Here is a 13,839-nt window from a genome sequence, read left to right as displayed (position 1 = left end):
GTAAAGGTTGAAAGGAGGATATAACAGTGGCTAACGCAAAATATTACGGAACAGGAAGAAGAAAAAAATCAATCGCAAGAGTATATCTTGTACCGGGAACAGGTAAAATCACGATCAACAAAAGAGATATCGACGAGTATCTTGGTCTTGAAACATTGAAAGTTGTTGTTCGCCAGCCGCTCGTGGCAACAGGAACAGCAGATAAATTCGATGTGATTGTTAATGTATGCGGCGGTGGTTATACAGGACAGGCAGGAGCAATCCGTCATGGAATTTCAAGAGCACTCCTTGAGGCTGACGCTGATTACAGACCGGTGCTTAAGAGCGCAGGTTACTTAACTCGTGATCCGAGAATGAAAGAACGTAAGAAATACGGTCTTAAAGCAGCTCGTAGAGCTCCGCAGTTCTCCAAACGTTAATCATACGTTTCGGGACGTACAATTTCAAAAAGATTTTACAAACCTCTCAGGGAATGCTCCTTGGGAGGTTTATATTTTTGAAAAATTATAGAATTATATTGATTTTTTAGGGAGAATTGCATATACTTATTATAGACAAAGAATTGTCTTAGGTGAGTTTCTACCATAAAGTGGAAACTTAAAAAAGCAGGTGAGTCTCCACCATAAAGAGAGAACCTAAAAAAGCGGTGAGTCTCCACCATAAAGAGAGAACCTGAAAAAGAGGCGAGTGAAGTCGTCTCTTTTTTTGACAGATGAGGAAAAATGAAATTTTATAATATCAAAGATGAATACATTAATTATTTGAAAAAATATGATGCAAAAGTTGTAGATAATAAAAAGGGAAAGCGGCCGTATGTAGGCGTGGTGCTTGAGATTGATGGAATAAAATATTATACACCATTTACATCGCCCAAAGAAAAGCATCGTAAAATGAAGAACACAAAAGATTTTAGGAAAATTAATCAGGGAATATATGGTGCAATCAACTTTAATAATATGATACCGGTTGTGGAATCGGCATTACTTCTTATTGATATTGATGCAATGGAAGATTCAAAATATCAGCGTTTGCTTCAAAATCAATATAAGTGTATTAAAGCTGATCGGGAACAAATTCAGTTGACAGCAAAAAGATTAAGAGATACTCTTTTTAAGAAAGATGAAGAATTGAATGGCAATGACAAGAAAATAAAGGAAAGATGTTGTGATTTGCCATTGCTGGAGGAGGTTGTGAAACATTATGGCAACCATTAGTAAAAAAGAAGTACATAAATTTTTAGATAAACACCCAGATATACCTTTCTCGGCAGCTGAATTTGAATATAGTTCATATCTTGAGTCTGAAGCTGTTGAATATGCCAATGCGATTTCAGCGAAAGCCTTTATCAGGAGGGAACTGAAGCAGATTAAGAGGAAAATTACTGGAATACGAAATAGTGCTGATGCCATGGATAAAAGAAAAAACTATGAAAAACGGGCAGGATATCTTTAGAGAAAATACGCTTTATTTTTTCTTGTACTGTGAAGAAAACTGTTGCAATTGGCTTATGAAAGAATACTCTAATATTTGGAATGAATATTTCAAATCTATGTTGTGCTTAGTAATTGGATTTCGAGGAGATGTAGAAATGCTTTCTTTTTTGACGAAAGAAACAGAACGTCTGGAAAGAATGTATCTCCAAGAAACATATGCACAAGGTCCAATACTTGCTATTCAGGAACTTGCTGTCAGATTTCTTAATTGAAGTCTATGAGGTGCTCTGAGGAGTAATGAGAAGCCCTGCGTTTGTAACGTGTTTGCAACACCACATTCCAAGAACCCAGTAAAATCAAGTGTTCCCAGTTACCTAAACGTTAATCATACGTTTTTGGAACGTACAATTTCAAAAGAATTTACAACTCCTCAGGACTCCGGTTCTGGGGAGTTTTTAAAAATGAGTTATTATTAAGGAAAATTATAAATAAAATCTTCGATTTTATTCTCGTCTTTGATATAATACATATATGGTAGCACGCTGATAACTAAGGCGCAGTGAATCATCATATTTCAAAGGAGCACGACAAGTTATGAGAATACAGGAGACGGTGAGGAAGCCGATGACGGAAGCAAAATATCTGAATGTGGATAATACAGACAGGTATCGTCCGATCATCCGGCTTTTTTATTTGAAATATGAAAAGCTGAAGTATTGGCTGTATCAGGAAGAGGTATATGAAGAATTAAAGGAAGATGCATACTTTAGAGAATATACGCCTGAGCAGTGTCAGCAGGACTTGGCGGCTTTGACTGCATGGGGGAATCTGGTAACAATTCAGGATACGAGAAAGGTTGCGACTATCGAGGAGTTTAAGAATAAAAAGTTCCGGTATCAGTTGTCTGAAGCTACGGTAGAAATTGAGCGAATGGTTATCCGGGTAGAGAATCTGTTTATTGAAAGTTCTTCGTTGGAACCTACATTATTGGAGAGACTTCGCATCAATCTGCGCAAGATTTCTGAGATTACAGAAGCAGATCAGGAGCATATCTATGCATGGTGGAATGATTTGAATAATGATTTTATACGATTGAATCAGAATTATCAGGATTATATGCGGGAGTTGAACAGTGTAAAAGCGGAAGAAATGATGAAAACGACAGAGTTTCTTGTGTTCAAAGACCGTTTGATCGAGTATTTGAGAAGTTTCGTGAGGAGTCTGCAGGTCAATGCCGCATTTATAGAACAATGTCTGAAGAATACGGACAGGCAGGTTTTGAGGTGTTTGCTGGAAAAAATTATACAGTATGAATTGTTGATTCCGAGAATCGATGTGGAAGTGAAGGAAGATTTGATTGCAGATAAAGTATATGGCCGTTGGCAGAGTCTGGAGGAATGGTTTACCGGAACAGACGGAAAGGATTCTGAGGCGGCAAAGGTATTTGACACAACGAATGAGATCATACGAAAGATTACAAGGTATGCGGCAAGAATCAGTGAAATGAGCAATGCGGGGGCGAATCGGCGGGAAGAGTATCATAAGGTTGCGGTGATGTTTTCAAAATGTAAGAATATTTTTGAGGCGCACAGATTGGCCGCTGTTGTATTTGGCATTGAAAAGCCGCTGCATTTAAAAGGGCTTCCGTGGCGTCAGACCGAGAGTATCAACAGCGGCGTGTTCGAGGAAGAACCGTATATCGTGACTGTGACGCCGAGGATTCGTACATATAAAGAAAAAGCAAAACGAAGCGGGATTGTTGATCGCTCGAAAGAAAAAGAAGAAATGCGGCTTGCTACGATTCAGCGATTAGAGGAAGAACGCAGGCTCTTGAAAAGTTATATTCAGGATAATCGTCTGGAGTTTGCAAAGCTTCCCGAGATAGAGCCGCATGTAAGAGATGTATTTCTGACATGGCTTTCCAAAGCATTGGAGAATAAAAGTCTTCAGGGGAAAACAGAGGATGGGCAGGTTTATCGTGTGGAAAAGTCGGATACAGAGGAAATCTGCATTTTGAAATCATCGGACGGTAATCTGCAAATGCCGGCATATGTGATTGTATTCGAGAAAAATGAGTGAAGGGAATTTAAAAAGAAGTCATGAGAGCATTGGAAATTCTGCTGGAACGGCGTTGGATTTTGAAGAGTCGGGAAAAAGAATTATATTATCAGATAAAGGATGAATTAGGAACGGTTAAGAAATTCTTGATGGAAAAGCTGGGGTATCAGGTAATCGTGAATCCTTATCTTGTAAAAGTGGAAAAGATGCCGGCGACACCGGAGAACTGGATGGGAATTCAAGAATTTACCCGGAAAATAGAATATGTTTTTTTCTGTATGATTTTAATGTTTCTGGAAGAAAAAGAAGCCGAAGAGCAATTTGTACTTTCAGAGCTGACAGAATATATACAGGGGCAGTACAGGGAGGAGCAGATTGACTGGACAGTATATCAGTATCGAAGACATTTGATCAAGGTGATCAAGTATTGTGTGAACTGTGGAATCCTGAATTTGAATGATGGAAGTGAAGAGAATTTTGCGAGGGATGATACGAGTGAAGTACTCTATGAAAATACAGGTGTCTCCAGATATTTTATGAAAAATTTCACACAGGATATTATGGGATATACGACGCCGGAAGATCAGGCGGAAAAGGAATCATTGTCTGACAGCGATACGGTCAAATTAAAGCAGAGGGAAGTTGAAATTAAAAGTCAACTAGAAGGATTAAAAAAGAATATTACAGGAAAACAGAGGCAGGAAGAGGAGAAAAAAGAAAAATATCAGGAAACAGAGCAGAAAATACAACTTCAATTTCAGAAAAATGAAATGCTTTGGGAAGAAATTGAAAACAGTCTGGAGTATATGGAAGAAGAGATGGCGGGGGTTCCTTTCGATGAATTTGCATTTATGAAGAAAGAGCTGACAGAGCAGAAAGGAGAGCAGTATTCTTTTCAGGCTCATTCAGAATTATTAAAGGATTATATGACAAAGGTCCGTCTTGGAAAAACGACGCTGGAAGAAGAAAAGGGTTGTCAGGAAAGATACAGTAGATTTTTGCAGGAATTGGATTCCTATCAGGAAGAAAAGAACAAAGCGGAACGAGAAGTCCTTCAATATGAAAATCAGTTTCATGAAGTAAAACAGGAGACAATAGAATCGGTATATCGTTGGGAAAAGGAGAATGCGGAGCTGCATCTGCAGTCAGATCTATTGCAGGAAATGGCAAGGGAAATTGAGAAGTATACAACGGAAACCGATTATTGGAATATCCGCGGATTGGCAAATGGTGAATTTGAGCGGAAAAGTCAGGAACTTTCGGGAAAAGTATTACAGCAGAGCAGAGAATTGTCCGACAGACGATTGGAGAAAGACGGAATTTGCGAAGAACTGGAACAGTGGAAGAATCAAAAGGAGCCGGAGCCGGAACGCAGTGAAGCAGTGGAAAAGAATCGACGGCTTTTGAAAGAAAAAGGAATTCCATATTTGCAGTTATATAAAGTAATTGATTTTGACGGAAAATTGGATGAAACACAGCGGGCATATCTGGAAGAAGCGCTATTGCATATGGGCATACTGGATGCGCTGATTGTGCCTGAAGAATATAGAGAACAGGCGCTGGCGTTGGATGCGGGGGTATGTGACCGTTATATTTTCAGTGATGCCGCATATGTAAGAAATAACATTATGGATTTTCTGGATGTAGACAACGAAGAGGGAGATATTCTTCTGTACCAGAATGTTTCCCGTATATTAACAGCAATCGGCTGGAAGGAACAGGACGAAGAGACGATAAGTGAGTCTATAGAAAAAAACAGGACATGGATCGATAAAAGAGGAAATTATGGAATCGGAATCATAGAAGGAACGGTTACGAAAAATTATACGCCATGTTTTATAGGAGCTTATGCAAGAGAGCAGTATCGCATAAAGAAGATACAGGAACTAGAAGCAGAGTGTCGGAGGCTGGAAGATACCATTCAAATAGCGGAAGACGAAATTACACAATTAAAGCAAAGGAAAAGCTGTCTGGAAACAGAGTGGAAATCATTTCCGAAAGAACAGGATCTGAAAGTGGCAGCAAAAGAATTAGAAAAGAAAACGAATATTCTGGAAGAAATAGAGTGTAAAGTACAGATCCAGAAAGGTATTGTAGAAAAAGAACGAAAAAGTCTGGATGCAGTTCGGCTGCGGGTGCAGGAAGTATGTCAGAAGTGTTATCTGCCCCCGCGTCTGGATGTGTTTACGGAAGCAGAAGAATCCTTGACCGAGTATAAAGAAGAGTTGATGAAAGTACAGATTTCCTATGGAAATTATAGGAATGGAATTAGTTCTGCAAAGGTGCAGAAGGAATATTTGGAAGGAATTGACGCCGATTTGGATGATATCCGCTACGATTTGAATCATATGATACGAAATGAACGGGAAAAGCGGGGAAGTCTGAATTCAGTGATGGAACAGCTTGCTTTGACGGATTATGAGGAAATCAGGGAGCGATTGGAACATTGCATAGAGCGATTGGAGAAACTGCCGTCAGAGATTGAGGCGAGTGTTACACAAAGCTCTCATTTGGAAACAAAAGAAAAACAATTTATAGAAAAACTGGGAGATATAGAAGTTTCAGTTGGAAAGTACAGACAGCAGAAAGACAGATTTTGCACTGCTTTTGAAATGGAATATCAGCTTGGATATGTAGAGTGTCCGTTTGCGGTAAGCGACGATGCGGAAGAACGGGCGGAGAAGATATGCAGGATGTTTATGGGGAGATTCGGAAATAAAAGGCACAGTGAGATTTTGGAGAATCTGCAAAATGTATATCATATGAATAGGGGATATCTGTTGGAATATCAGGTTACGCTGCAGTCATTATTTGAAGAACTGGATGAGGAGAGCGGAGTTTTCGACACAAGTATGAGACGAATCGATATTTCTGCTAAGTATAGAGGAATCACGATCAAGTTTAAAGAACTGATTGCCAGAATGAAAGAAGATGCAGAGGTACAGCGTCGGCTTTTGAGTGATAAGGACAGAGAGTTATTTGAAGATATTCTTGCCAATACGATCAGTAAGAAAATTCGCGGAAAAATTCAGGCCAGTAAGCGATGGGTTGAGAAAATGAACACATTGATGGAGTCTATGAAGACTTCCAGCGGACTTACGCTGAGTCTGCGTTGGAAAAATAAGCGGGCGGAGAAAGAAGAACAGCTGGATACGAGGGAACTTGTAGAACTTCTGCAAAAAGATGCCGAAATTATGCGTCCGGAAGAGGCGCAGCAGTTATCCGGACATTTTCGATCTAAGATCGAAGAGGCAAGAAAATCTGCAAATGATCTGGGAAATGTGCAGTCTTTTCATGCGATTATGAGAAATGTGCTGGATTATCGTCAATGGTTTGAGTTTCAATTGGAATGTCAAAAAACAGGAGAGAAGAAAAGGGAACTGACAGACCGCGTATTCTTTACTTTTAGCGGCGGAGAAAAGGCGATGTCGATGTACGTGCCGCTATTTTCGGCAGTAGTAGCAAAATATGCAGGGGCAAGACAGGATGCTCCGTATTTGATTTCCTTGGACGAGGCATTCGCGGGAGTAGATGAAATGAATATTCGGGACATGTTCCGGCTGATGGTGAAGTTTGACTTTAATTTTATGATCAACTCACAGATTCTCTGGGGAGATTATGATACGGTTCCGGCTTTGGCAATCTATCAGCTTGTCCGCCCGGAGAATGCGAAATATGTTACGGTTATTCGGTATGTCTGGAATGGAAATATAAAAAGTATGGTAACAGAAAAGGACTTGAGTCATGGATAAAACAGAAACAAACGATCTGTTAGAAGAATGCATGCTGTATTTCAAGGCGCGTCCGGTATATAAAAAACTATTTCTGAAAATGCGGGATAAATATGCCGGTCTTGGCCACTTTGGGGGAACGGCGATGCTTACGTCGCTGAGCAGAGAAGAGAAAAGTCAATTAGGAGGATTTTTTCAAAGGGATTATACAAGTAATAAGACAATAACAATTTCTGCGGATTTAATGAAAAAATGTTTGGAATCCAGTAAATTTGCGGGATTAACCTGGGAATTGATTCTGGAAACTTATTTTGGAGAGCCGCTGCAGGTAAAAAAGGAAATCGAACTGGCAGAGTCGAAAAGGCGAGAAGATTATTTTGCGGAGATACTGGAAAGTATTTCGGATGAAAGCGGACGAGAATGGCTGCGCAGCATATTGGAGGAAAAGAAAGAGGGATATTTGCTTATTACGCAGTTATACAAAGAAAGCCCGGAGGAATTGAGGAGCATTCTAACGTATGTAACGACAGGGATTGCAAAATTGAAAGTGTTTCAAGATAAAAAGCAGAAAGAATTGTTAGCTGTGTTTTCGGCAAATGTCACAGGAAATCCCCATTATTTTGATGAAGGGAAGACAGGGGAAAAACTACTCTTTAATTATCTTGGAGAAAGGAATTTCGATTTAAAACAAGAAGGACTTTCCAGAGCAGAGTATAAAAACAGAATCTATTATGAGGCAGGGATTTTGAAAGATGAAGTATCGAATGATGCGCTGGCATATGGGATTCACGGATGGAAACCGGACGGCGGTTTACATGAAGGCATTGAAGGTTTTCTTGAGAATAGAGAGCCTGTAAAATTGACGTTACAGACGATTGGAAGATTAGAGAAGGTCTGTGGACAGAGTAGTCAGGTATACGTTGTGGAAAATCCGGCAGTATTTTCTGTATTGATAAGGGAGTATCCGCAGCGGACTGTGATCTGCGGGAATGGGCAATTACGTCTGGCGGTACTTATTCTTATGGATAAATTTTCGTGCGACACTGTTTTTTGGTATGCGGGGGATTTTGATCCGGAGGGGCTTTTGATCGCACAGAAATTAAAGGTCCGATATGGAGAGCGGCTGAAACTTTGGAAGTATGAGGCGGATTTGTATGAAACATATTTATCGGAAGTAGAACTAAGCGACAGGCGGATGAAAAAGCTGGAGCAGGTGTCTGTTCAAGAACTGCAGGAAATAAGGGAAGCGATGTATAAGAAACGAAGATCGGCATATCAGGAAAGCATGATGGAAGCACTGAGGAAGTAATTGCCGTTTGGGATCATCTGACGCTAAAGGATTATAATATAAAATGCGATCAGGAGTGATCGAAGAAAACCAGATCTGAAAAAAGAAACGGTGAGGAAATCAAAATGTGGTATCAGAAGGATTGGTTTACAGGAAGTGATTACTATAATTTAAAAGAAAAACAGATTCATGCAGAAGAGATCGAGATTAAAAAGCCGCTCGAACAAAAATTTCATGAAAGGACAGAGATATATTATGTTAAGAGCGGTGACGCCGATATTTGGATCAACGGAGATAAATATCAAATGAAAGAGGGCGTTTTCTGCTGCCTTTACATGCATCATTTTTATAGAATCGAACAGATCAGAAAACCTTTGCGCTGCGTAAAGGTTTCTTTTCATATCGGTCTGTTTATGTTTTTGTGTTTTGAACAGCACAAAGAAAATGAAAATGAGGTGCTGATGTATGGCGTTCCCCCTTTATTTGTTTTGAATGCGCAAGAAAAACAGAGGGTTCTTCGTGTTTTAGACGACTTGTTGGCTGAAGAGCAGGAAGAAAAATTTCTGCTGTATAATATGAATATCTACCTTGCCATGCAGTTACATGCATTGTACTGCAGATACGCTATGGAGAGAAAGAAAAAAGAGGATTCCGAAAAAGACTGTGTATGGGATGTTATTCAAAGGGTGCTGTTGGGTACAAGCAAAACAGTACCAATGGAAGAGTATGCCAAAGCGGCAGGGATGACAACGGTAACATTGAATCGTAAAATTGTGCGGCGGTGTGGTTATACTTTTTTTCAGCTTCAGAAAATGGGAAAGATATTTAATGCCTGTGCCCTTCTGCATTTTCCGGATTTGAATATCCAATACATCAGTGATTATCTCGGATTTACTAATATCGAAGATTTTTACAGAGTATTTAAACGTTATATGAACGTGAGCGTCAGAGAATACCAGAAACAAAATGTAGGAAACGGTATGCAAATGCATTCGGAGGAAGAGGCACTGCAGATTTTGGTTTATCTTATACTTAATTTTCATGATCCGTTTCAGATGAAAGAAATGGAGAAAGTGTTGAAAAAGAATGCGCATTTGCTTGAAAGAAGAGCGCGGGAGGTGTTTGGACGAAGTGTTTTGGAATTGTTGGAGGAAGTAAGAATTCAGATTTCCTGCAGTTATCTTGTTGCTACAGACCGGACTGTTACACAGATCAGCAGTGACGTTGGATTTGGAAGTATTTCATCTTTTCAGCGCAGTTTTTTTAAATATATGAATCAAACGCCAAGTCAATTCAGATGTAGTATGAAAAGTAAATAATTGATAATAATTTTAAAATATCTGAATATCTATTTTCTGTACTTCGCCTTATAATGAAATCAAAATACCGGAGGTGACAGAAAGATGTTTGAACATTTATTTGCTCCAATTAAGATTCGTGATATGGAGCTGAAAAACAGAATTATTTTGCCGGCTATGGGAACGAGAATGGCGGCGGAAAACGGGGCAGTGACAGATAAATTGATTGCTTACCACGCTGCAAGAGCAAAAGGCGGATGCGCACTGAATATTGTAGAAGTAGCCGCCGTACATACGCCAAGTGCGCCGGCGCATTTTGTATCTATCAGTGAAGATTACTTGATTGAAGGACATAAAAAACTGACAGATGCAATCCATGAAAACGGCGGGAAAGCAGGAATTCAGCTTTGGCAGGGATCTATTGCCGCATGCATGGATCCGAAGGCGCAGATGCTGGTTGTTTCGGATATGAATTTTGGCGCTTATATGATCAAAGCCATTACAAAAGAACAGATTCAGGAAGTAATCGCATGCTATGGAAAAGCGGCTGCCAGAGCGGTAGAAGCCGGATATGACTGCTTGGAATTTCATCTGGCGCACAATTACCTTCCTCATTCATTTCTGAGTGCGGGCTTCAATCACAGGGAAGATGAATATGGAGGAAGTTTTGAGAACAGATGTCGATTCCCGTTGGAAGTAATTGATGAAATTCGCAAAAATATGCCGGAAGGGATGCCGTTGTTTATCAGGATTGACGCTCAGGACGACATGTTGGAAAACGGTCTTACGATTGAAGATGTGATTCGATTTTGTAAGATTGCAAAAGAGCATGGCGTTGATGTTCTAGATGTATCCAGAGGAAATATCATTACGGCGGCGTCTATGTATGAAGTTCCGCCTATTGATGTGCCAAATGGATTTAATATTGACAATGCGGCGAGAATCCGAAAAGAGACAGGGATGTTGACTGTCGGAGTAGGAAGGATCAATACGGCGGCGCTGGCAGAAGAGATCATATCTCAGGACAAAGTAGATATGGTTGTTATGGGAAGGGCGCAGCTTGCAGATCCGGAATTCGCGAATAAGGCGCACGAAGGCAGAATCGGCGATATTGTACATTGCGTAGGATGTAATCAGGGCTGCTATGATGGCTTTACCGATGTTGCAAACCGTCCTCATATTACTTGTATGAGAAATCCGATGATCGGTCATGAATCAGAGTACGATTTAAGTAAAACGGAAACTCCGAAGAAAGTATGGGTTGTCGGCGGAGGTGTTGCCGGAATGGAGGCTGCGAAGATCCTGCACGAAAGAGGACATGAAGTTTCGCTGTTTGAAGCTTCTGACACATTAGGAGGAGAATTTCTTCTTGCCGGAGAAGCGCCGGGCAAGGCTGAGATGAAGGCGGCGGCGTTTGAGATGGCCGAACAGGTAGAAAAACTTGTAAAGGTATATAAGAATACAAAAGTAGATGCACAAATGTTGAAGGATGCAGATGTGGACGCTGTTATTTTGGCAATCGGTTCTTCTCCGATTACGATTAAGTTAGAAGGTATGGATAAGTTGCAGCATGCATCAGCACCGGAAGTTCTCAGGCATGAAGTGTGTCCGAAAGGAAAAGTCGCTGTTATCGGAGGCGGTCTGGTAGGACTGGAAACAGCGGATACTCTTGCGACAGACGGATGTGATGTAACTGTTTTGGAAATGAAAGATGAGATCGGAAGCGATCTGGGCAGCCTTCGTAAGATTGCCGTTATGATGAAATTGCAGCAGATGCAGGTGAAAATGCTTCCAAACAGCAAAGTGTGTAAATTTACGGAAGAAGGAATTGTGCTGGAAGATGAAACTCTTGTGCCGTGTAATTGCGCGGTATTTGCTGTTGGATTTGCTTCAAATGATTCACATTTACTTGTGGAAGAATGTGAAAAAAGGCAGATTCCGTGCCGCGTGATCGGAGACGCAAAATCCGCAAGACGTGCTCTGGATGCGATCGCGGAAGGATTTGAAGCGGCAAGAACACTGTAGAAATATAGGAGGATAAAGCGTATGAGAACAATGTTTACCCCGCTTAAGATTGCGGGAATGGAAGTGAAAAACAGAACTTTTATGGCTCCGATGTCGCTGGGATATGAAAGTCAGGATGGTACTGTGAATGAGAAAATGGAAGCTTACTGGCTCAGGCGTGCGCAAGGCGGTGTGGGATGTATCATCGTAGACGCTACAAGTGTTGATCCGAATGTTCCGTATCTTGGAAATACACTTTGTTTTCGGGATGAAGAAAGTATCAAAAAATACAAAAGCTTTACAGACAAAGTTCATTCTTATGGCTGTAAGATCATTCCGCAGATTACGCATCCGGGTCCGGAAAGTATCAGTGCATTTTTCGGAGTAGCGCCAGTAGCCAGCAGTTCATATCCGAACTCTATGGGGCAGATGACAAGAGAGCTGGCAAAAGAAGAACTTCCGGGTATTGTCGCTCTTTATGCCAAAGCGTCTAAAAATGCGAAAGAGGCTGGATTTGACGGAATCGAACTGCATTGTGCCCATGCATATATGCTGCTCGGATCGTTCTTGTCACCTTTACGCAACAAACGTACAGATGAATACGGCGGAAGTTTGCTGAATCGCGCCCGTTTGTTGTTTGAAGTATTGGATGCGATCAAAGAAACCTGCGGAGAAGATTTCCCGATCGTTTTAAGAATGTCCGGAAGTGAAAGAGATCCGCAGGGAAATACGTTAGAAGATATGAAACGTTTGATCCCTTACTTGGAAAAACATGGCGTTGATTGTTTTGAAATCAGCGGCGGAACACAATATGAGCGTTGTAATAAGATTATTCCGTGTCATGGAGAAGAAGAATTTACGAACTTAAAAGAAGCTCGGGCAATTAAAGAAATAACAACAAAACCGGTGATCACGGTCGGAAAAATCCTGGATGCACAGTTAGCGGAAGATGTGCTTGAAGCAAATGAAGTGGATGGAGTTGTACTTGGCCGAGCTCTTTTGGCAGATCCGGATTTTGTGGAGAAAGCAGAAGAAAAACGTTATGATGAGATTGCTCCTTGTGCAGGCTGCGGAGTTGGATGTGTAGGTGAGCAGACGAAAAGACGTCCGGCATCTTGCGTGATCAATCCACTGGCAGGAAGAGAACTGGAGTTTGAAGAAAAACCGACAGCAGAAGAAAAGAATATTTTAGTCGTCGGAGCAGGAATCGGAGGACTTGCAGCAGCAAGGATTCTTGCAAAACGCGGACATCATGTAGTCGTATTTGAGAAAGAGAAAAAAGCAGGCGGTCAGTTGAATCTGGCATGCCGCGCTCCGTTTAAACAAGAAATTTCAAAATGGATCGTATATCTTTTGCAGGAATGTGACAGATATGGTGCGGAGATTCGCTATGAGACAGAAGCAAATGCAGATGTGATCAAAGCGGAGAATCCGGATGTCGTAATTCTTGCAACAGGAGCAGAACCTATCGTACTTCCGGTAGAAGGCAAGGAAACTATGATTCAGGCAAATGACGTATTGAGCGGAAAAGTTCCGATTCTCGGCGGAAATGCAGCGATTATCGGAGGAGGAATGGTTGGAATAGAAACGGCGGAATATGTGCTTCATCATTCCAGAGGAGCGGCAAGAGCAGCTCTTATCGAGATGACAGACAGCATAGGTCAGGGAATGGTTCCGAATAATCTTGTGCCGACTATGGCTCGTCTCAGACAGGAAAATGTACAGATGATTACAGGCGCAAGAGTAAAAAAGATTGATGCGGGAACAATTATCGCAGATACAAAAAAAGGTGAGATGAAATATCCGGGATTTACACATGTGATATGCGCGGTTGGCTCAAAGGCATGGAATCCGTTGTATGAAGAAATCAAAGACACTTATGAAACATATGTGATCGGAGATGCAAAAGAAGTGGCGCAGGCGCTGGAAGCTGTGCGTGGAGCATATGAACTTGGATATCGGTTATGATATCCAACATGGGAAACGACTATCGTTTACAGCGTTTACAATATAAGTAACAGCAAGGA

10 protein-coding genes are annotated in these 13,839 nt (G+C 41.0%); all 10 read left to right on the top strand.

Features of this window, described 5'->3' with window-relative positions:
* Positions 1 to 26 precede the first annotated feature (26 nt).
* The 10 genes from rpsI (at position 27) to ACH9UM_RS09035 (ending at position 13,780) form a co-directional block, all read left to right on the top strand.
* Entirely contained in the window at positions 27 to 419 is a 393-nt protein-coding gene (gene rpsI / locus ACH9UM_RS09080; RefSeq protein WP_004847577.1) for a 30S ribosomal protein S9, read from the top strand.
* Positions 420 to 722: 303 nt separating this feature from the next.
* Entirely contained in the window at positions 723 to 1,214 is a 492-nt protein-coding gene (locus tag ACH9UM_RS09075) for a type III toxin-antitoxin system ToxN/AbiQ family toxin (RefSeq protein ID WP_004847576.1), read from the top strand.
* Positions 1,201 to 1,452, top strand: coding sequence for a hypothetical protein (locus ACH9UM_RS09070; RefSeq protein ID WP_009243722.1), 252 nt, complete (start codon positions 1,201 to 1,203; stop codon positions 1,450 to 1,452). The genes ACH9UM_RS09075 and ACH9UM_RS09070 overlap by 14 nt, the downstream gene beginning before the upstream one ends.
* Positions 1,427 to 1,705: a hypothetical protein gene (locus tag ACH9UM_RS09065; protein ID WP_044929619.1), complete on the top strand. Its 279-nt coding sequence runs from the start codon at positions 1,427 to 1,429 to the stop codon at positions 1,703 to 1,705. Before ACH9UM_RS09070 ends, ACH9UM_RS09065 begins: the two co-directional genes overlap by 26 nt.
* A 322-nt stretch (positions 1,706 to 2,027) precedes the next feature.
* Positions 2,028 to 3,512, top strand: a complete 1,485-nt coding sequence (locus ACH9UM_RS09060; protein WP_009320610.1) for a TIGR02677 family protein — start codon at positions 2,028 to 2,030, stop codon at positions 3,510 to 3,512.
* Between the two features lie 20 nt (positions 3,513 to 3,532).
* Entirely contained in the window at positions 3,533 to 7,243 is a 3,711-nt protein-coding gene (locus ACH9UM_RS09055) for a TIGR02680 family protein (RefSeq protein WP_009243719.1), read from the top strand.
* Entirely contained in the window at positions 7,236 to 8,531 is a 1,296-nt protein-coding gene (locus tag ACH9UM_RS09050) for a TIGR02679 domain-containing protein (protein ID WP_004847569.1), read from the top strand. Before ACH9UM_RS09055 ends, ACH9UM_RS09050 begins: the two co-directional genes overlap by 8 nt.
* A 104-nt stretch (positions 8,532 to 8,635) precedes the next feature.
* Positions 8,636 to 9,829 carry an AraC family transcriptional regulator gene (locus ACH9UM_RS09045; RefSeq protein WP_118188422.1) on the top strand — a complete coding sequence of 398 codons (1,194 nt, stop codon included), beginning with the start codon at positions 8,636 to 8,638 and terminating at the stop codon, positions 9,827 to 9,829.
* Between the two features lie 84 nt (positions 9,830 to 9,913).
* Positions 9,914 to 11,833: an FAD-dependent oxidoreductase gene (locus tag ACH9UM_RS09040; RefSeq protein ID WP_009243716.1), complete on the top strand. Its 1,920-nt coding sequence runs from the start codon at positions 9,914 to 9,916 to the stop codon at positions 11,831 to 11,833.
* 21 nt (positions 11,834 to 11,854) lie between these two features.
* Complete coding sequence (locus ACH9UM_RS09035; RefSeq protein ID WP_009320606.1) at positions 11,855 to 13,780, top strand: FAD-dependent oxidoreductase; 1,926 nt, start codon at positions 11,855 to 11,857, stop codon at positions 13,778 to 13,780.
* Positions 13,781 to 13,839: the final 59 nt, after the last annotated feature.

The organism is Mediterraneibacter torques, assembly GCF_044591705.1.
Classification (GTDB): Bacteria; Bacillota; Clostridia; order Lachnospirales; family Lachnospiraceae; genus Mediterraneibacter; species Mediterraneibacter torques.
Note: the sequence above shows the minus strand (reverse complement) of the source record. Positions and strands in the feature narration are given on the sequence as shown.

What these genes read in the sequence shown, in the direction of transcription:
- ACH9UM_RS09045 (WP_118188422.1), top strand. Translation starts at nt 8,636, where the DNA reads ATGTGGTATCAGAAGGATTGGTTTACAGGAAGTGATTACTATAATTTA.
- ACH9UM_RS09075 (WP_004847576.1), top strand. Translation starts at nt 723, where the DNA reads ATGAAATTTTATAATATCAAAGATGAATACATTAATTATTTGAAAAAA.
- ACH9UM_RS09065 (WP_044929619.1), top strand. Translation starts at nt 1,427, where the DNA reads ATGAAAAACGGGCAGGATATCTTTAGAGAAAATACGCTTTATTTTTTC.
- ACH9UM_RS09055 (WP_009243719.1), top strand. Translation starts at nt 3,533, where the DNA reads ATGAGAGCATTGGAAATTCTGCTGGAACGGCGTTGGATTTTGAAGAGT.
- ACH9UM_RS09070 (WP_009243722.1), top strand. Translation starts at nt 1,201, where the DNA reads ATGGCAACCATTAGTAAAAAAGAAGTACATAAATTTTTAGATAAACAC.
- ACH9UM_RS09050 (WP_004847569.1), top strand. Translation starts at nt 7,236, where the DNA reads ATGGATAAAACAGAAACAAACGATCTGTTAGAAGAATGCATGCTGTAT.
- ACH9UM_RS09035 (WP_009320606.1), top strand. Translation starts at nt 11,855, where the DNA reads ATGAGAACAATGTTTACCCCGCTTAAGATTGCGGGAATGGAAGTGAAA.
- ACH9UM_RS09060 (WP_009320610.1), top strand. Translation starts at nt 2,028, where the DNA reads ATGAGAATACAGGAGACGGTGAGGAAGCCGATGACGGAAGCAAAATAT.
- ACH9UM_RS09040 (WP_009243716.1), top strand. Translation starts at nt 9,914, where the DNA reads ATGTTTGAACATTTATTTGCTCCAATTAAGATTCGTGATATGGAGCTG.